Origin of the sequence: Azospirillum rugosum (assembly GCF_017876155.1) — a bacterium.
GTDB lineage: Bacteria > Pseudomonadota > Alphaproteobacteria > Azospirillales > Azospirillaceae > Azospirillum > Azospirillum rugosum.
The window spans coordinates 1-17,527 of sequence record NZ_JAGINP010000034.1; the positions used below are offsets into that span (position 1 = coordinate 1).

The following is a 17,527-nucleotide window of genomic DNA, read 5'->3' on the forward strand; positions in this document are numbered from 1 at the left end:
CTGACCGCACACCCGAACCCGCATGCCCGCCCCCATCCCGAGATCCCAGGAAGGGAATCACAACTGCGGACGTTCGGCAATTGCGCAAAACCCTCTTGAGGGGAGAGGGACTTGTGCCTCTTCTCACACCACCTCCTGCACCTCCCGCTTCGCCACCGCCCCCAGCCCATCGGCGGTGATGGTCACGACGCGCAGGCTGTTGGTCGTGCCGGGCGTGCCGAAGGGGACGCCGGCGGTGACGATCAGGGACTGGCCGGGCTGGCCGATGCCCTGCTCTGCGGCGACCTGGCTCGCCCGCTCGACCATTTCCGCGAAGTTCCGCACGTCCGAGGTCCAGACGGGGTGGACGCCCCAGGCCAGCGCCAGCCGGCGCGCCGTTTCGCGCTCTGCGCTGAGGCCGAGGATTGGCACCGTCGGCCGCTCGCGCGAGGCGCGGCGGGCGGTGGAGCCGGTGGAGGTGAAGGTGGCGATGCCGGCGGCGGAAATGGTCTCGGCGATCTGCCGGGCGGCGGCGGACAGGGCGTCCGGCGTCGTCGCCTCCGGGCTCGGGTGCTCGGCGTCCATGATGCGGCGGTAGAGCGGGTCCTTCTCCACGCGGCGGACGATGCGGTCCATCATCGCCACGGCCTCCACCGGATGCTTGCCCGACGCGGATTCCGCCGACAGCATCACCGCGTCCGCCCCGTCATAGACGGCGGTCGCAACGTCCGACGCCTCGGCGCGGGTCGGCGTCGGCTCGGTGATCATGGATTCCAGCATCTGCGTTGCGACGATCACCGGCTTTCCGGCGGCGCGGCTCATGCGGATCATGCGCTTTTGCAGGCCGGGCACATCCTCCGGCGGCAGTTCCACGCCCAGGTCGCCGCGGGCGACCATGACCGCGTCCGACAGGCCGATGATCTCCGCCAAGTGGGGCAGGGCGGCCGGCTTCTCCACCTTGGTCATGATGTGGGCGCGGTCGCCGATCAGGGCGCGCGCCTCCAGGATGTCCTCCGGCCGCTGCACGAAGCTGAGGCCGATCCAATCGACGCCCAGCGTCAGGCCGAACTGGAGGTCGCTGCGGTCCTTCTCCGACAGGGCGCTCAGCGCCAGCGCGGTGCCGGGCACGTTCATGCCCTTGCGGTCCGACAGGGTGCCGCCGACCAGGATTTCCGTCTCCGCATGGTCCGGTCCGTGGCTGAGCACGCGCAGGCGCAGCCGGCCGTCGTTCAGCAGCAGCTCGTGCCCATCCTCGACGCTGGCGAAGATTTCCGGGTGCGGGACGCAGACGCGGGTGCGGTCGCCCGGCGTGGGGTCGAGGTCCAGGCGGAAGCGGTCGCCGGCGGCCAGCGTGACGGCGACGTCCTTGAAGGTGCCGACGCGCAGCTTCGGCCCTTGCAGGTCGAGCAGGACCCCGATGGGGCGCCCCAGCGTTTCCTCCACCGCGCGGATCTGGCGGTAGCGTTCGGCGTGGTCGAACTGGGTGCCGTGGCTGGCGTTCAGGCGGAAGACGTCGACGCCCGCCTCGGCGAGCGCGAAGATCTGGCTGTAGGTCGAGCTGGCCGGCCCAAGGGTGGCGACGATTTTGGTGCTGCGGTTGCGCGGCATGGCGCAGGCCTCCAGAGAGGGCGGGGATGGCGGATGCTGCGTCCAGCCGACCGGACGGGTCAAACAGCCGCGTCCCGATTTCCGCATGGCGGGATTTCGCGGAACCCGGTTTGACGGCCAGCGTGAGCCGTGCGGGAATCGGGGTGTCCGAACGGCAAACGGGATGGTCGCATGCCCCCTCCGGTCGAATTTCAGCCCGTTGAGCCGCATCCGGCGGCGAGCCTGATCCTGCTGCGCGACGGCGCGGACGGGCTGGAGGTGCTGATGATCCGGCGGCATGAAGGGCTGCGCTTCGCCCCCGGTGCGACGGTGTTCCCCGGCGGTCGCATCGATCCGGACGACCACGCGCCGTACCCATCGCCCGCCATACCCTTGGACCTTCTGCCGCAGCGGATGGCGGCCATCCGCGAAGCCTTTGAGGAATGCGGGATTCTGCTGACCTCCCCTCCGGTGGAGGACCGCCAGCTGGCCGCCCTGCGCTCCCCGGCGGAGCCGCCGTTCCACGAGCGGCTGCGGGAAGCGGGGCTTGAGCCGGCCGTGGGCACGCTGACCCCCTTCGCCCGCTGGCAGACGCCGGAGACGGTGTGGCGCCGCTTCGACACCACCTTCTTCCTGGCCCGGGCGCCGGGCGGCCAGGACGCGGTGGTCGATGGCGGAGAGGCCGTCGCGGCGCTCTGGGCTTCGCCGCCGGCGATCCTGGAGGCGGAGGGGCAGGGGCGCCTCTCCCTCGTCTTCGCCACGCGCATGAACCTGCTGCGGCTCGCCCCCTGCCGAACCGTGGAGGATGCGCTGGCCGAAGCGGCGCGGCACCAGCCGATGGTGCCCATCCTGCCGCGGGCGGTTGAGACCCCCGACGGCCCGGTGCTGCGCATCCCCGCCGGCCTCGGCTACGCACCGACGGAGTTTCCCGCGGGCCTCGTTCGCCTCGGCTGACTCCGCGCTTTGCAACGGCCACGTTTCCGCATCGCGAAATAGCCGGGACCCATACCGGCCCGTGCGGCGTTATTCACGCGCAATGCGACTATTTGTGCATTGCACTCCGTGCGCGTTTCGGCATTATGACGCAACAACATATTACGGGATGCCGGTTGATGTTGCCGTTAATGTCCGATCCGCGCCACACCGCACCGCCGACACGGGATTAAGCCATGCTCCACGAGTCCATCATCGATCCGGATTGGGAAGCCGCGCGCGCGCCGGTGACCGGTGCCGATGGGCTGCGTTGGGTATACGACTTCGGCGCCGGCGTCGCGGAAGGGCACGGTGGCATGGCGGCGGAGCTGGGCAACAAGGGCGCGGGGCTGGCCGAAATGGCGCAGCTCGGCGTGCCCGTGCCGCCGGGCTTCACCATCGTTGCGGAGGCCAGCCGCCATCACCGCGCCAACGCGGGCGCCTTTCCACCGGGCCTCGTGGCCCAAGTGGAGGAGGCGCTGCGGCGGCTGGAGGGGACGGCCGGCGCCGGCTTCGGCGCTTTGGGCCGGCCGTTGCTCGTCTCTGTGCGTTCGGGTGCCCGCGCCTCGATGCCGGGCATGATGGACACGATCCTGAACCTGGGGCTGACCGATGCGACGGTGCAGGGGCTGGCGGCCGCGTCCGGCGACGCGCGCTTCGCCTACGACTGCTACCGCCGCCTCGTCCAGACCTACGGCGCGGTGGTGCAGGGGGTGGACGCCCACCTGTTCGACGCGGCGCTGGAATCGCACAAGGAAGACCGGGGGCTGGCGCGCGACGCCGACCTGACGGCCGGGGACTGGCGCGCCGTGGTGGCTGCCTGGCAGGACATCATCGAGCGGGAAGCGGGGGAGCCCTTCCCGCAGGACCCGCGCACGCAGCTTTTCGGGGCGATCGGCGCCATCTTCCGGTCCTGGGGCAACGCGCGCGCCGTGGCCTTCCGGGCCATGCACGGCATTCCGGACGACTGGGGCACCGCGGCGACGGTCCAATGCATGGTGTTCGGCAACCGGGGGACGGACTCCGGCACCGGCGTGGCGCACAGCCGCGACCCGGCCACCGGCGAGCCGGGCCTGTGTGGGGAGTTCCTGAGCGACGCGCAGGGGGAGGAGATCGTCTCCGGCCTGCGCACGCCGGGGCCGCTCGCCGACGGACCGCAGTCGCTGGAGGCAGCGGCACCCGCCGCCTTCGCGGAACTCCGCGGGATCGCCGATCGGCTGGAGCGCCATTTCGGCGACATGCAGGAGATCGAGTTCACGGTCCAGCAGGGCCGGCTGTTCATCCTCCAGACGCGCTCGGGCAAGCGCTCCGTCGAGGCCAATGTGCGGATCGCCACGGACATGGCGGAGGCTGGCCTGATCACGCGGGCCGAGGCGGTGCGCCGCGCCGACCTGTCCGCGCTGAAGGATCGCTTGCGCCCGGTCCCCGACCCGGACGCGCCGCGGACGGTGATCGCCACCGGCCTGCCGGCCTCGCCCGGTGCGGCGACCGGCGTCGCCGTCTTCACGTCGGAAGACGCCGTGCGGATCGCCGCCGACGGCTCGCCGGTCGTGCTGTGCCGGCCGGAAACCTCGCCCCACGACGTCCACGGCATGCAGGCGGCCTGCGCCATCGTGACTGCCCGCGGCGGCGCCACCAGCCACGCCGCCACCGTCGCCCGCGCCATGGGCCGCCCCTGCGTGGCCGGCGCGCGCGCCCTGCGCATCGACCCCGCCCAGGGCACCATGACCGTCGGCGACCATCGCGTTCAGGCCGGCGACACCATCACCGTGGACGGAACGACGGGGGAGGTGATCCTCGGCGCCGTACCCATGCTGGAGCCGGAGACTCCGCCGGCCGTGGCCCTGCTGCTCGGCTGGGCGCGGGAGTTGGGGCTGAGCGCCGAATGAACGAAGGCCCTTCCCCCGGGATGGGAAAAGGGCCTCGTTTCAGGCGTCATCAAAATGGTCAGTGCGCGTAGACCGGGTTTTCCGGCGGAACGCGCCGCGCGGGCGCGGTCAGGTCGGCAAGCTGAAGCTTGGTCAGGTCGCGGGCGCTGATCACGCCGACCAGCGTCGTGCCGTCCAGGACCGGCAGATGGCGGATATGGTGCTGGTCCATCACCTCCAGCACATGCTGCAGGCTGTCGTCGGGCGCGCAGGTCTGGATGGTCCGGGACATCAGCATGAAGACCTGCGTCTTCAGCACCGAGGCGCCACGCTCCAGCAGGGCGTAGACGATGTCGCGTTCCGACAGCATCCCGGCGACGGCGTTGCCTTCCGTGCGGCAGACGTCCTTCACGACGAGCGCGCTGATGTTCTCCGCCTTCATCAGGCGGATGGCTTCCTCGATGGACTCGCCCGAGCGGACGGTGACCACGCGGGATTCCTTGGTGCGGAGAATGTCTGCGACTTTCATGGCCTGCCCCTCCACCCGATGCGGGTTCTGCTGAAACGGTCTGTGTGTTGGCGCCCCAATGCCCGGCAGCGTCGAGCGCTTGATATTTGGTATACCAGATGCCAGACGTCGTCAATAGCTAACGTAACAAACAATCAGCATATAGCCACTTTTGCGGGCGTGCCACGTTTCACAAGCGCGATGTGCAGCCTCGCTTTGGCTGCCATGCGGGTTGCTCCCCCTTCCGTCCTATTGGTATACCAAATACGCAAAGGCTAGGATGACGGGTGCCGGCGCGTCGGCGCGCCATCCAGAGACACCGAGAGTGGTCATGCTTGCCTTGTCCCTTCTGATGCTGGCGGCTTTCTCGTCCGGCATGCTCAACGCCATCGCCGGCGGTGGCGCCTTCATCACCTTTCCGGCCCTTCTCTTCGCTGGCGTGCCGCCGGTCAGCGCCAACGTGTCCAGCACCGTCGCGCTGTTTCCCGGCCAGATGGCCAGCGCCTGGGCTTACCGCGGCGAGATCAGGGAGGTGCGGGAGGTCAATGTCGGCGCCTTCGTCGTCGTCAGCGTCGTGGGCGGGATCATCGGCGGGATCCTGCTGCTGACCACGCCGGACCGCGCCTTCGCCGGGCTGGTCCCCTGGCTCCTGCTGTTCGCGACGACGGTCTTTGCGGTCGGCAACTTCATGCCGGGGCTCGCCGGCCGGTTGAAGCTCAGCGGGCCGGGCGTGCTGTTCGTGCAGTTCCTGATTTCCGTCTACGGCGGCTATTTCGGCGGCGGCATCGGCTTCCTGATGCTGGCCGCGCTGACCCTGTTTGGCATGCGCGACATCCACGCCATGAACGGGCTGCGCATCCTGCTCGCCGCGCTGATGAACGGGGCGGCGGTGGTGGCCTTCTGCCTGTCGGGGTCGGTGTCCTGGACCGAGACGGCGGTGATGGCCGTGTCCGCGGTAGCCGGTGGCTACGCCGGGGCCCTTGGGGCGAAGCGGGTCAGCCGGGAGGTGCTGAAATGGGTCGTCGTCGCCATCGGCGTCGTGATGACCGTGTATTTCTTCGTGAAGGGCGCCGGTGCGTGATGGAGGACGGCGGCGCGGCGAACCAGCCGCGCCGCCGTTCCGAAGTCGTCCTTACCCGCCGACGACCATCAGCGTGAAGGGATAGACGTAGGCTTGCAGCATTACCAGCACGCCGACCAGGCAGGCCAGCACGATGGAATGCCAGAAGACGTAGCGCAGGATCTCGCTCTCATGCCCGAACCAGTTGGTGGCGGTGGAGGCGACGACGATCGACTGCGCGTCGATCATCTTGCCCATGACGCCGCCGGTGGAGTTCGTGGCCGCCATCAGCACCGGCGACAAGCCGAGCTGTTCGGCGGTGATCCTCTGCAAGCCGCCGAACAGCACGTTCGACGCCGTGTCGGACCCGGTCAGCGCCACGCCCAGCCAGCCCAGCAGGGCCGAGAAGAACGGGAAGAGCACGCCGGTGCCGGCGAAGGCGAGGCCGAGCGTCGCGTCCACGCCGGAATAGCGGGTCAGGGTGCCCAGCGCCAGCATGGCGGCGATGGTGATCAGCGAATAGCGGACGACCCACAGCGTCTCGCCATAGGCGCGGAGCAGGCGCCCCGGCCGGTAGCCCATCACGATGCCGCTGACGAGGGCGGCGACGAAGATGCCCGTGCCGGTCATGGTCAGGATGTTGAAGTTGAACACCGCCGCCTCGGCCGTCGGCTTCGCCACGACGGGCGGCACCTTCTGCACCAGGTTGTGCAGGCCGTCGATGGGGAATTTCGGGAAGAACAGCGGGTTGACGATGTCCTTGAAGGTCTGCGTGCCCCAGATGAAGACGAAGACGCACAGGATGATCCAGGGAACCCAGGCGCGCATCACGGCACCGGAGTCGTGATGGCGGAAGCCGGCCGGGGTGGCTGCCGCGCCCACCGATGCCGGGCGCGGCGTCACCGCGCTGTTGTCGACGCGGCCGCGCAGCGCCGGGCTGGTCCAGATCTCCTTCGGGTGCCAGATCTTCAGGAAGGCGACGAGGCAGCCCATGGAGACCAGCGCCGCGACCACGTCCACCAGCCACGGGCCATGATAGTTGGACACGACGAACTGCGGAACGGCGAAGGACACGCCGCAAACCAGGATCGCCGGCCAGATCTGCATCATGCCGCGGAAGCCCGCGAAGGCGGCGATCAGCCAGAAGGGCACCATTACCGAGAAGAACGGCAGCTGGCGGCCGGCCATGGCGCCCAGTTCGAAGGCGTCCAGGCCCGTCACCGCGGCCAGGGTGACGATCGGCGTGCCCAGCGCGCCGTAGGCGACCGGGGCCGTGTTGGCGATCAGCGACAGGCCCGACGCCGCCAGAGGCGAGAAGCCCAGGCCGATCAGGATGGCGCCCGTCACCGCCACCGGCGTGCCGAAGCCCGCCGCCCCTTCGAAAAAGGCGCCGAAGGAGAAGGCCACTAGAAGCAGCTGCAACCGCCGGTCCGGCGTGATGCCGGCGATGGAATCCTGCAACACCTTGAAGGATCCGTTCTCCACCGTCAGCCGGTACAGGAAGATGACGTTCAGGATGATCCAGCCGATGGGGAACAGGCCGGTCAGCGCTCCGAGATAGGCGGCCTCAAGCGCCATGCCCGTGGGCATGGTGAAACCGAAGATGGCCACGCACAGCGCGACCACCAGCGTAATCAGCGCCGCGATGTGCGCCTGCATGTGCGCGAACGCGATCAGTCCCAAAAGGATCACGACCGGTACGGCCGCGATCACGGTCGATAGGAATGCGCTCCCCAAGGGATTGTATACTTGGCTCCACATTGCATGTCCTCGCCCTGACTTGGGTTGTTTTTGGGGTTGTTTCTGGTTTTGTTTCTTGGCGTGAGTTTCTTGTTGTTAAAGCGAAGAATGGGGCGACAGCTTTGAAGCGCGGTCAAGAATCCCCGATTGCCGAACCCGCACGGGGGCGGGCCTGTATGCGGGCGGGCTCCTTCAAAAGTTTGCGGACGGATGAGGAGGCGGCGATGCGCCCTTCGCCGACGAAGGCTTCGTGGTTTCTTTCGATGTGCTTCAGGTCATACAGGTAATTCACCATCAGCCCATGCGATTGCTTCAGTCCCTTGGGCGACAGATCGGCCAGCGGGTTGATGCGCTCCAGCCGCGCGCCGTTGCCGAGGTGGAAGCGCGCCACCGGGTCGACCGGCTTGCCGTTCGGCTGCTTGGCCTTCAGGAAATACTGGCTGGCCGCGGCCAGCAGGGCGGGCATGACCTGTTCGCTCTTCGCCGGGTCGGCGTGCCAACGCGGGTCGTCGAGCAGGGAGAGCGCGCGCCGGTCCTCCACCGACAGGAACTCGGTGTCAGACTCGCGCCGTGCTTGCGCGAGCCACGCGGCGAAGCCGGGCACCGGCGACAGGGTGACGAAGGTCCGCAGGGTCGGGATTTCTCGGCTCAGCTCCTCCACCACCTGCTTGATCAGGAAGTTGCCGAAGGAGATGCCGCGCAAGCCTTCCTGGCAGTTGGAGATGGAGTAGAAGACGGCGCTGGTCGCCTGGTCGGCGGTGATCGGCTTGCGCTCCTCCGTCAGCACCTCGGAAATGGAGGCGGCCATGTCGGCGGTCAGCGCGACCTCAACGAAGATCAGCGGGTCGTCGGTCAGCTGCGGGTGGAAGAAGGCGAAGCAGCGGCGGTCGGGGGGCTCCAGCCGGCGGCGCAGGTCGTCCCAGTCGCGGATCGCGTGGACCGCCTCATACTGGATGATCTTTTGCAGGATGTTGGCCGGCGTCGACCAGTCGATCCGCCGCAGGACCAGGAATCCGCGGTTGAACCAGGAGGAGAACAGGTGGGTGAAGTCGGCGTCCATCGCCTCGAATCCGGGGATGGCCTTGGCGTTGCGCAGCGCCTCCTCCCGCACGCGGACGAGGGCGGCGGTGCCGCCGGGGGCGAGGTTCAGCCGGCGGATCAGCTCCTGCCGGCGCGGCTCGGCGGCCATGTGCAGCTCGATCACGCTGCGCCCCTCGGGCTTGGCCTGATAGGCCTTGATCGCGGAGTCCAGCCGCTCCCGGTCGGGGCCGTAGCCGATGGCGAGCATGCGCAGGAAGCCAAGCCGCTCCTCCGGCGGCAGGGCTTGGTACTGGGCCAGGATCTCGCGGGCCAGCGCCACCCCGGACGCCTCGCCGCGCCCCGACAACAGCGCGTCGCACAGCACGGCAAGATCGCGGCGTGCGCCCCCGTCGCCACGGGACAGGCCCACCAGCGCCCGACCGCGGTCGGCGATGGTCTGCAGGAGATCGCCGAAGAACGCGGTGTCCATCATCGAGGCCCTTCTCCTGGTTCATTCATCGTTACCGCAGAAAAAAGCCCTTCTCCCCTCGTGGGAGAAGGGTTGGGATGAGGGGGCGGCCGAAGGCCGGACAACGTCAGCGTCGCCGGCGTTTCCCCCTCACCCCAACCCCTCTCCCACGAGGGGAGAGGGGTTTTTCGTCTAAGCCCCGGCCCCCGCGAACAGCCCTTTGTGCTCGTCGCGCAGCAGGTTCTTCTGCACCTTGCCCATGGTGTTGCGCGGCAGTTCAGTCGTGAAGAAGACCGCCTTCGGAACTTTGTAGTTGGCGAGCAGCCCCTTGCAGGTCCGGATCACACCCGCCTCGTCAACCGAGGCCCCTGGCTTGCGCAGCACCACCGCGACCACCGCCTCGCCGAAGTCCGGGTGCGGAACGCCGACCACGGCGGATTCCACCACGCCGTCGATGGCGTCGATGACCGTCTCGACCTCCTTGGGGTAGACGTTGAAGCCGCCGGAGATGATCAGGTCCTTGGCGCGGCCGACGATGTGGACGTAGCCGCGCCCGTCCACCTTGCCGACGTCGCCGGTGATGAAGAAGCCGTCCGGCTTGATCTCCTGCTTCGTCTTCTCGGGCATCCGCCAGTAGCCGGAAAAGACGTTCGGACCCTTCACCTCGATCACGCCGATCTCATCGCGGCCCAGCACCGTGCCTGTCTCCGGATCGACGATGCGGACGCTGACCTCCGGCAGGGGAAAGCCGACCGTGCCGGGGATGCGATCGCCATGCAGGGGGTTGGAGGTGTTCATGCAGGTTTCGGTCATGCCGTAGCGTTCCAGGATCGCGTGGCCGGTGCGCTCCTGGAACTCCCGGTGCGTGTCGGCCAGCAGGGGGGCGGAGCCGGACACGAACAGGCGCATGTGGGCCGTGGCCACCCGCGTCAGGCGCGGGTCGGCGAGCAGGCGGGTGTAGAAGGTCGGCACGCCCATCATCACCGTAGCCCTGGGGAGCAACCGGAACACGGTGTCGGCGTCGAACTTCGGCAGGAACAGCATGGACGAGCCGTTCAGCAGTGTGCAGTTGATCGCCACGAACAGCCCGTGGGTGTGGAAGATCGGCAGCGCGTGCAGCAGCACGTCATCCGGCCGGAAGCCCCAGTATTTGTGCAGTGTCAGCGCGTTGGACGACAGGTTGCGGTGCGTCAGCATCGCGCCCTTGGACCGCCCGGTGGTGCCTGACGTGTAGAGGATCGCCGCCAGATCGCCCGGCCCGCATTCCACCGTGGCGAAGGACGGGTCGAGCCCGGCGGAGCGCTCCGGCAGGCTGCCGTCGCCCCGAGTGCCCAACGTCAGCACGGCGCCGACGCCGGCCTTGTCGGCGACCTCGCGCAGGGCCGCCCCGCTCTCCGGCCGGCAGACGAAGACGCGCGGCTCCGCGTCGGTCAGGAAATATTCGATTTCGGCCTTGGTGTAGGCGGTGTTCAGCGGCAGGTACGCCGCCCCGGCGCGCAGGCAGGCGAGGTAGAGGAACACCGCCTCCGGCGACTTCTCCACCTGCACGGCCACCCGGTCACCCTTGACGACGCCCAGGCTGGCGAGCAGCCGAGCGTAGCGGCCGGAGACGTCTTGCAGGTCGTCGTAGCTGTGGCGCTGGCCGTCTTCCGTCTCGATGAACGTGGCGGCGGTGTTGCCGGGGAACCGGGCCGACGCGATCTCGTAGAAATTTTCGTTCATGGTTCCCGCTCCTTACGAGCCGTAGACCCAGCCGGGCAGGGCGGTCGCGATGCCGGGGAAGACACAGAGCAGCAGCACGCACAGGAGCATCAGCGCGACGAAGGGCATCACCCCCCAGATCACGTCGCGCAAGGGGATGTCCGGCGCGATGTTCTTGATGACGAAGATGTTCAGCCCGACCGGCGGGTGGATCAGCCCCATCTCCATCACCACCATCATGATGACGCCGAACCAGATCAGGTCGAAGCCGGCGGCGCGCAGCGGCGGCAGGATGATGGGCGCGGTCATCAGGATGATCGACACCGGCGGCAGGAAGAAGCCCAGCACCACGACCATCAGCAGGATGGCGGCCAGCAGCACCCATTTCGACAGGTGCATCGACACGATCCACTCCGCCGCACCCTGGCTGATGTGCAGGTAGCTCATGACGTAGGAGTAGAGCAGCGACATGCCGATGATCATCATCAGCATCGTCGATTCCCGCAGAGTCGAGGTCAGCATGGGGCCAAGCTGGTCCAGCTTGTAGGCGCCGTAGACGATGGCGACGAGCACCAGCGCCAGGATGCCGCCCAGCCCCGCTGTCTCCGACGGGGTGGCGAAGCCGCCATAGAGGGCGACCATCACGCCGGTCAGCAGGATCACGAAAGGCAGCACGCGGGGCAGGGAGGACAGCTTCTCCCGCGTCGTGAAATGCTCCTCTTTCAGCAGTGGGGAGTTCAGCCGCCCCTCGGCCAGCGCCATGGCCTTTTCCTTGCGGAAGCGGACCACGGCGTAGCCGGCGAACAGCACGACCATCAGCAGGCCTGGCCCGATGCCGGCCAGGAACAGGCGGCCCAGCGACTGCTCCGCCGCGACGGCGTAGAGGATCATGGTGATCGAGGGCGGCAGCAGGATGCCCAGCGTGCCGCCGGCCGCGATGATGCCGGCCGCGAAGCCGCCGGAATAGCCGCGCCGCCGCATCTCCGGAATGCCGGCGCTGCCGATGGCAGAGCAGGTGGCGGGGCTCGACCCGGCCATGGCGGCGAACAGGCCGCAGGCGAAGACGTTGGCGACGCCCAGGCCGCCCGGCACCTTGTGCAGCCACGCGTGCAGCGCCGAATAGAGGTCGGCGCCGGCCCGCGACTTGCCGATGGCGGCGCCCTTCAGGATGAACAGCGGGATGGTCAGCAGGGTGATGCTGGCCATCTCCTCGTAGACGTTCTGCGCGATGGTGTCGAGGGAGGCGGCCGGCATGAAGAAGACCATGAAGACCGTCGCCACGAGGCCGAGCGCGAAGGCGATTGGGATGCCGGCAAACAGCACGCCCAGCGTTGCGGCGCTGTAGAGCAGGCCGATTTCGAGCGTGCCCATCACGCACCCTCCCGGCTGGACAGAAGGCGGTCGAGCACCTGGAGGAGAAGCTGCAGCGACAGCAGCGTCATCCCGGCGGCCATGACCGAGTAGGGGATCCACAGGGGCGGCGCCCAGGTGGAGTGGGTGACCATTCCGTCCACCCACGCCTCGTGGAACAGCGCCCAGGCTTTCCAGGAAAAGAAGGCGCAGAAGGCGAGGGAGGCCACGTCGGCGAGGAAGCGCCGGACCTTCTCCACGCCCGCCGGCAGCAGCTCCGCCACCGCGTCGATGGAGACATGGCCGCGCCGCTGCTGCACCCAGGCGGCGGACATGAAGGTGGCCCCGACCAGCAGGAACACCGCCAGCTCGTCCTGCCAGTCGGCCGGGTGGTGGAAGACGTAGCGGACGACCGCCTCGTGGGTCAGTACGGCGCCGGCCACCACGACGGCGATGGCCGAGCACACCATGACGAGCCGGTTGACGGCGTCCAGCAGCGCACCGACGAGGCGGAGGGCGGGAGCCCGCTCCACGGGTGCCGCGCCGGTCCCCAGGATGAGGTCCCGTTCCGCCGCCGACATCACACCTGCTCCGCCAGCTTCAAGAGGCGGGCGCCGTCCTTCACGCGGTCGGTGAAGTCCTTCCAGGCCGTGGCGCGGGCGATGTCCCTCCAGTTGTTGACCACGTCCTCGGGCATGTCCTGCACCTGGACGCCGGCCTTGCTGTAGATCTGGGCGACGCGGTCGTCATCCTCCCGCGCGGCCTGGTAGCCGAAGCTTTCCATCTCCTCGCCGACGACCTCCAGCACCTTCTGCTGGTCGGGCGGCAGGCTGTCGAAGACCGACTTCGACATCATCAGCGGCTCCAGCATGTACCAGTAGCTCTTCTGCCGCGGGGCGGTCAGGTGCTTGGACAGTTCCTCCAGCTTGAAGGAGATCAGGCTGGTGGAGGAGGTGATGGCGGCGTCCACCGCGCCCGTCTGCATGCCGGCGTACAGCTCGTTCGACGGAATGGTGCTGACAGCCGCGCCGGCCTCCTTCAGCATCATGTCCATCTCGCGGCTGCCGCCGCGGATCTTCATGCCCTTGACGTCCGCCGGGTTCAGAACGGCGCCGGCGCGCGACGCGGTGCCGCCGGCCTGCCAGATCCAGGTCAGCAGCTTGATGCCCTTGCCGTCCAGGATGCGGGTCATCTCCTGCCCGATCTCGGCCTTGCGCCACTTCATGCCTTGTTCATAGCTGGTGACCAGACAGGGCATCAGGCCCAGGTTGGTTTCCGGCACCTCGCCGCCCGCGTAGGGCATGGGGTAGAAGCTGAGGTCGAGCGCGCCCTTCCGCATCGCGCTGAACTGCGCCAGCGTCTTCATCAGCGAGGAGTTCGGGTACAGCTCGAACTTCAGCGCGCCGTTGGTGCGCTTTTCGACCTCGGCGGCGAACTTGCGGCACAGCCGGTCGCGGAAGTCGCCTTCTTCCAGCGTGCCGCCCGGAAACTGGTGCGAGATCTTCAGCGTGCGGGCGTCCGCCGCCCAGCCGAGCCGGGAGGCCGCGACGATGGCCGGGGCGGCCATCACGCCGCCGAGAAGGGTGCGTCGGGACAGGATCATGGGATCAGCCTTTCATCAGGCTCAGCAACGCCGGCAACCGCCTGAACCCTGGCGGGGCAGCGATGCTCGATATGTCGGATGATGCGGGACGCGCGCAATGCGCGTATTGACGCCATACGCCCGCAACCTTTCGAAGGATGGCCGGCGGGCTGGCGCGGCGCGCTAAAGGCGCGGGTCAGGCGGCCGATTGTGTCTCATTGCGTCCTCCCATGGCCCGCGGGCGGGCTCGTGTATGCGTTTTTGTGCCTCTTGCATACATCACTTTGTTGGTGGTATCAACTGTTTCGACACAGATGATTTGTCGAACGGTCGTCGCGATCCGACGGGACACCGCGCGAGGAAGGGCAGGCATGGCGGACCGTGGCGAGGTGAAACAGAACCGGGCCGACCAGATCCGCGAACTGATCGCGGAGGAGATCACCGCGGGAAAGCTGTCCCCTGGCGCGCGTCTGGAAGAGGTGGCGCTGGCGGAGCGCTTCAACGTGTCGCGCACCCCGGTCCGCGAGGCCCTGGCCCAGCTCGCCTCGGCCGGGCTGGTGGAGATGCGCCCGCGCCAGGGCGCCGTCGTGGCGACGCTGAGCCTGGAGCGCATCATGGAGATGTTCGAGGTGATGGCGAACCTGGAGTCGCTGTGCGCCGAGCTTTGCGCCCGCCGCATGACCGCGGCCGACCAGGCCGGCCTGCTGGCGCTGCACCAGCGTTGCGCCGAGGTGATCGAGAGCGGCGATTCCGACGCCTATTACGAGGCGAACCGGCGCTTCCACGAGGCGATCTACGCCGGCTGCGGCAACTCCTACCTGGAGGAGACGACGCGGTCGCTGCGCAACCGCGTGTCGCCCTACCGCCGCATCCAGCTGCGCCACCCCGGGCGCCTGCGCCGCTCGCTCGAGGAGCACGACGCCATCGTGAAGGCGATCCTGGCGTCGGACCCCGACACGGCGCGCGAGGCGACCAAGCGCCACATCGCCGTGCAGGGCGACACCTTCACCGACTTCATGGCGCTGCTCCGCTCCTCCCGCCGGGAGGTGGCGTGAAGGCGCATCAGACCGCGCGCAGGCCCTTGGAATAGGCCTTCCAGCGCTCCTTGTAGACCTTGGCGGCGCCGTGCATGCGCTCGACGTCCTCGTCGGACAGAGTGCGGATGACCTTGCCCGGCGCGCCGAGCACGAGGGAGCGGTCGGGGATCTCCTTGCCCTCGGCGATGAAGGCGTGGGCGCCGATCAGGCAGTCGCGGCCGATGCGGGCGCCGTTCAGCACGGTGGCGCCGATGCCGATCAGGCTGCCCTCGCCGACGGTGCAGCCGTGCACCATCGCCAGATGCCCGACGGTCACGTTGCGGCCGAGCGTCAGTGGAAAGCCGGGGTCGACGTGCAGCACGGCGTTGTCCTGCACGTTGCTGCCGGCGCCGATGTGGATGCGCTCCTGCTCGGCGCGCAGCACGGCACCCCACCAGATCGACACGTCCTCCTCCAGCAGCACGTCGCCGATCACCGTGGCGCTGGGCGCCACCCAGCTGGCCTCGGCACGCTGCGGGACCTTGTCGTCGAGCGCGTAGATCATCCGTTCCTCCCGTTCGTATCAGGAGGGGCATCCTAAACCAGAACGGCGCCAGCGCACGAACCTCCGCTTCGGTCATATACCCACAACATCCGTGCGTGTTATCATCGCGCGTGTCGGGCGGGATCGAAACCCTTTCCAGTTTGGAGCATGCGAGGCCCCATGCCGCTTTTCTCCTACCGCTGCACAGCCTGCAATCACGAGTTCGAAGCCCTGGTCCGCGGGGCGGAGGCGCCCGTCTGCGCCTCCTGCGGCAGCGGCGAATTGGACAAGCTCGTGTCCCGCATCGCGCCGGAAGGCCGGTCGGGCCAGTTCCTGAAGAACGCCCGCACCGTCGCCTCCCGGGAAGGCCATTTCAGCAACTACAGCAAGGCCGAACGACCAAAGATCTGAGCCCGTAGATTCCCTGTACGGTCACCGTCCGTCGGGGATGCCGTACTTGCGCAGCTTGTTCGCGATCATCGTGTGCGAGGTCCGCAGGCGGGCGGCCAGCTTTCGGCTGGACGGGAAGCGCGGGTAAAGGCGGCGGAGCAGGGTGCGCTCGAATCCCTCAACCGCCTCCTCCCAGTTGCCGGCCTCCGCGGCGTCCGGGCTGTCGTCCGACGCCATCCTGGCGCCAGCGAGGTCCAGGTCGGCGGCGTCGAGGAAGGCGCCGTCGCTCATGGTCACAGCGCGGAAGATGACGTTCTCCAGCTGCCGGACGTTGCCCGGCCAGGGGTTGGCGAGCAGGGCGGCGCCGGCCGCGACGGTCAGGCGGACGGGCGGACGCCGCGCCTGGGCGCAGGCGCGGGCGATGAAGTGCCGGGCCAGCAGCAGGATGTCCTCCCCGCGCTCCCGCAAGGGGGGCACCTGGAGCGACAGCACGTTCAGGCGGTAGAACAGGTCCTCGCGGAAGCTGTGCTCCGCTACCATGGCCTCCAGATGGCGGTGGGTGGCGCTGACCACGCGGACGTCCACCGTCTGCTCCCGGTCGCCGCCGACGCGGCGGAAGCGGCCGTCGTTGAGGAAGCGCAGCAGTTTGGCCTGGAGGTAGGGCGACATCTCCCCGATCTCGTCCAGGAAGACGGTGCCGCCGTGCGCCAGCTCCAGCAGTCCCGGCTTGCCGCCGCGCTGCGCCCCGGTGAAGGCGCCGGGGGCGTAGCCGAACAGCTCGCTCTCCGCCAGGTTCTCCGGCACGGCGGCGCAGTTCAGCGCCAGGAAGGGCTTGTCGCGGCGCGGGCTGGCGCGGTGGCAGGCGTGGGCGATCAGCTCCTTGCCGGTGCCGGTCTCGCCCAGGATCAGCAGGGGCGCATCGACCGCCGCCACGCGCGCGGCGCGGGCCTTCAGGCCGCGGACCGGCGGTGAATCGCCCAGGATGCGGTCGAAGCCGCCCTCGTCGAAGTTCTGCAGGGCGTTCAGGCGCTCGCCCAGGCGGCTCGGCGCGAACAGGGTGACCACGCCGCCGGCCGCACGCCCGTCCTCCACGATCGGGGTGGCGTCGAGCAGGAAGGGCCGGCCGTTCAGCATCATCTCCTGGCCCGGCAGGCGGAAGCCGGTGTCGACCAGCACGTCGGTCAGCTCCGGATCGCCGAAAAGGCGGCCGAAGTCGGCACCGCTCAGCGCCTCTTCCGACCGACCGGCGGCCTCCGCCGCGGCGGCGTTCGCCACCACGATCCGACCGGCGCGGTCCACCGCCAGCACCGGGTCGGGCAGGGCGGCCAGCAGCGCGTCCAGGTGCAGGCGCCGCCGGGTGCCCGGCAGGATGTCGATGGGCGTGACCGACCGCACCCCCTCCACCGTGCGCAGCGCGGCGTCGAGTTGGCCGAGGGATTGCGCGTCCAGTTCCGGCGCGTCGATGTGGATGTGCGGCGGGTCCACCTCCACCGCGACGACGTTCAGCCGCCGCTTGGCGAGCACGGCCAGGATTTCGTGGGCGATGCCGACCCGGTCGGCGAACAGCACGTCGATGCGCATCGAGAGCCCCCGTGAATGCGCAGACAGGCTACCACGACGGGCGCCGGTGTAAATAAATATGTACGGTGTAACGAATGGCTTACAGAGCCGCCAAGCGCTTCAGGAGTCTGAATTTCGATAGCATGGATACCGCGCGGGGGACGGCTTCTGTACGCAAAAG

At 68.7% G+C, this 17,527-nt stretch carries 15 protein-coding genes; 5 read left to right on the top strand and 10 right to left on the bottom strand.

Going from position 1 to position 17,527, the window contains the following annotated elements; translation table 11 throughout:
- Positions 1-123: 123 nt before the first annotated feature.
- Positions 124-1,587, bottom strand: coding sequence for a pyruvate kinase (gene pyk / locus J2851_RS32215; protein ID WP_209772126.1), 1,464 nt, complete (start codon positions 1,585-1,587; stop codon positions 124-126).
- A 171-nt stretch (positions 1,588-1,758) separates the two neighbouring features.
- On the opposite strand from pyk, the gene J2851_RS32220 reads away from it, so the two are divergent.
- Positions 1,759-2,520 carry an NUDIX hydrolase gene (locus tag J2851_RS32220; RefSeq protein WP_209772129.1) on the top strand — a complete coding sequence of 254 codons (762 nt, stop codon included), beginning with the start codon at positions 1,759-1,761 and terminating at the stop codon, positions 2,518-2,520.
- Positions 2,521-2,735: 215 nt separating this feature from the next.
- A complete protein-coding gene (locus J2851_RS32225; RefSeq protein WP_209772132.1) occupies positions 2,736-4,427 on the top strand; it encodes a pyruvate, phosphate dikinase in 1,692 nt (563 codons plus the stop codon).
- 58 nt (positions 4,428-4,485) lie between these two features.
- Here J2851_RS32225 and J2851_RS32230 read toward each other — a convergent pair whose 3' ends face one another.
- Complete coding sequence (locus tag J2851_RS32230; protein ID WP_209772135.1) at positions 4,486-4,935, bottom strand: CBS domain-containing protein; 450 nt, start codon at positions 4,933-4,935, stop codon at positions 4,486-4,488.
- Positions 4,936-5,245: 310 nt separating this feature from the next.
- On the opposite strand from J2851_RS32230, the gene J2851_RS32235 reads away from it, so the two are divergent.
- Positions 5,246-5,995: a sulfite exporter TauE/SafE family protein gene (locus J2851_RS32235; RefSeq protein ID WP_209772137.1), complete on the top strand. Its 750-nt coding sequence runs from the start codon at positions 5,246-5,248 to the stop codon at positions 5,993-5,995.
- Between the two features lie 51 nt (positions 5,996-6,046).
- Here the strand turns inward: J2851_RS32235 and J2851_RS32240 are convergent, their stop codons facing one another.
- The 6 genes from J2851_RS32240 to dctP form a co-directional block, all read right to left on the bottom strand.
- Positions 6,047-7,735 (bottom strand): L-lactate permease, encoded by a 1,689-nt coding sequence (locus tag J2851_RS32240; RefSeq protein ID WP_209772139.1) that lies wholly within the window; start codon positions 7,733-7,735, stop codon positions 6,047-6,049.
- Positions 7,736-7,847: 112 nt separating this feature from the next.
- Positions 7,848-9,227: a malonyl-CoA decarboxylase gene (locus J2851_RS32245; RefSeq protein ID WP_209772141.1), complete on the bottom strand. Its 1,380-nt coding sequence runs from the start codon at positions 9,225-9,227 to the stop codon at positions 7,848-7,850.
- Positions 9,228-9,395: 168 nt separating this feature from the next.
- On the bottom strand, positions 9,396-10,925 hold the full coding sequence (locus J2851_RS32250) for a malonate--CoA ligase (RefSeq protein ID WP_209772143.1): 1,530 nt from the start codon (positions 10,923-10,925) through the stop codon (positions 9,396-9,398).
- A 12-nt stretch (positions 10,926-10,937) separates the two neighbouring features.
- On the bottom strand, positions 10,938-12,275 hold the full coding sequence (locus tag J2851_RS32255; RefSeq protein ID WP_209772145.1) for a TRAP transporter large permease: 1,338 nt from the start codon (positions 12,273-12,275) through the stop codon (positions 10,938-10,940).
- A complete protein-coding gene (locus J2851_RS32260) occupies positions 12,275-12,835 on the bottom strand; it encodes a TRAP transporter small permease (RefSeq protein ID WP_209772149.1) in 561 nt (186 codons plus the stop codon). The genes J2851_RS32255 and J2851_RS32260 overlap by 1 nt, the downstream gene beginning before the upstream one ends.
- Positions 12,835-13,857, bottom strand: coding sequence for a TRAP transporter substrate-binding protein DctP (gene dctP, locus J2851_RS32265; protein ID WP_209772151.1), 1,023 nt, complete (start codon positions 13,855-13,857; stop codon positions 12,835-12,837). The genes J2851_RS32260 and dctP overlap by 1 nt, the downstream gene beginning before the upstream one ends.
- 350 nt (positions 13,858-14,207) lie before the next feature.
- Here dctP and J2851_RS32270 point away from each other — a divergent pair, with 350 nt between their 5' ends.
- The gene (locus J2851_RS32270; RefSeq protein ID WP_209772153.1) at positions 14,208-14,891 is read left to right on the top strand and encodes a GntR family transcriptional regulator; all 684 of its coding nucleotides are present in this window, start codon (positions 14,208-14,210) and stop codon (positions 14,889-14,891) included.
- A 7-nt stretch (positions 14,892-14,898) separates the two neighbouring features.
- Here the strand turns inward: J2851_RS32270 and J2851_RS32275 are convergent, their stop codons facing one another.
- Complete coding sequence (locus J2851_RS32275; RefSeq protein WP_209772155.1) at positions 14,899-15,417, bottom strand: gamma carbonic anhydrase family protein; 519 nt, start codon at positions 15,415-15,417, stop codon at positions 14,899-14,901.
- Between the two features lie 159 nt (positions 15,418-15,576).
- Here J2851_RS32275 and J2851_RS32280 point away from each other — a divergent pair, with 159 nt between their 5' ends.
- Positions 15,577-15,807 carry an FmdB family zinc ribbon protein gene (locus J2851_RS32280; RefSeq protein WP_209772157.1) on the top strand — a complete coding sequence of 77 codons (231 nt, stop codon included), beginning with the start codon at positions 15,577-15,579 and terminating at the stop codon, positions 15,805-15,807.
- Between the two features lie 21 nt (positions 15,808-15,828).
- On the opposite strand, the gene J2851_RS32285 is transcribed toward J2851_RS32280, so the two are convergent.
- On the bottom strand, positions 15,829-17,367 hold the full coding sequence (locus J2851_RS32285) for a sigma 54-interacting transcriptional regulator (protein WP_209772159.1): 1,539 nt from the start codon (positions 17,365-17,367) through the stop codon (positions 15,829-15,831).
- Positions 17,368-17,527: the final 160 nt, after the last annotated feature.

Coding starts and splice junctions, on each gene's coding strand:
- pyk (WP_209772126.1), bottom strand. CDS start 1,587: ATGCCGCGCAACCGCAGCACCAAAATCGTCGCCACCCTTGGGCCGGCC.
- J2851_RS32220 (WP_209772129.1), top strand. CDS start 1,759: ATGCCCCCTCCGGTCGAATTTCAGCCCGTTGAGCCGCATCCGGCGGCG.
- J2851_RS32225 (WP_209772132.1), top strand. CDS start 2,736: ATGCTCCACGAGTCCATCATCGATCCGGATTGGGAAGCCGCGCGCGCG.
- J2851_RS32230 (WP_209772135.1), bottom strand. CDS start 4,935: ATGAAAGTCGCAGACATTCTCCGCACCAAGGAATCCCGCGTGGTCACC.
- J2851_RS32235 (WP_209772137.1), top strand. CDS start 5,246: ATGCTTGCCTTGTCCCTTCTGATGCTGGCGGCTTTCTCGTCCGGCATG.
- J2851_RS32240 (WP_209772139.1), bottom strand. CDS start 7,735: ATGTGGAGCCAAGTATACAATCCCTTGGGGAGCGCATTCCTATCGACC.
- J2851_RS32245 (WP_209772141.1), bottom strand. CDS start 9,227: ATGATGGACACCGCGTTCTTCGGCGATCTCCTGCAGACCATCGCCGAC.
- J2851_RS32250 (WP_209772143.1), bottom strand. CDS start 10,925: ATGAACGAAAATTTCTACGAGATCGCGTCGGCCCGGTTCCCCGGCAAC.
- J2851_RS32255 (WP_209772145.1), bottom strand. CDS start 12,275: ATGGGCACGCTCGAAATCGGCCTGCTCTACAGCGCCGCAACGCTGGGC.
- J2851_RS32260 (WP_209772149.1), bottom strand. CDS start 12,835: ATGTCGGCGGCGGAACGGGACCTCATCCTGGGGACCGGCGCGGCACCC.
- dctP (WP_209772151.1), bottom strand. CDS start 13,857: ATGATCCTGTCCCGACGCACCCTTCTCGGCGGCGTGATGGCCGCCCCG.
- J2851_RS32270 (WP_209772153.1), top strand. CDS start 14,208: ATGGCGGACCGTGGCGAGGTGAAACAGAACCGGGCCGACCAGATCCGC.
- J2851_RS32275 (WP_209772155.1), bottom strand. CDS start 15,417: ATGATCTACGCGCTCGACGACAAGGTCCCGCAGCGTGCCGAGGCCAGC.
- J2851_RS32280 (WP_209772157.1), top strand. CDS start 15,577: ATGCCGCTTTTCTCCTACCGCTGCACAGCCTGCAATCACGAGTTCGAA.
- J2851_RS32285 (WP_209772159.1), bottom strand. CDS start 17,367: ATGCGCATCGACGTGCTGTTCGCCGACCGGGTCGGCATCGCCCACGAA.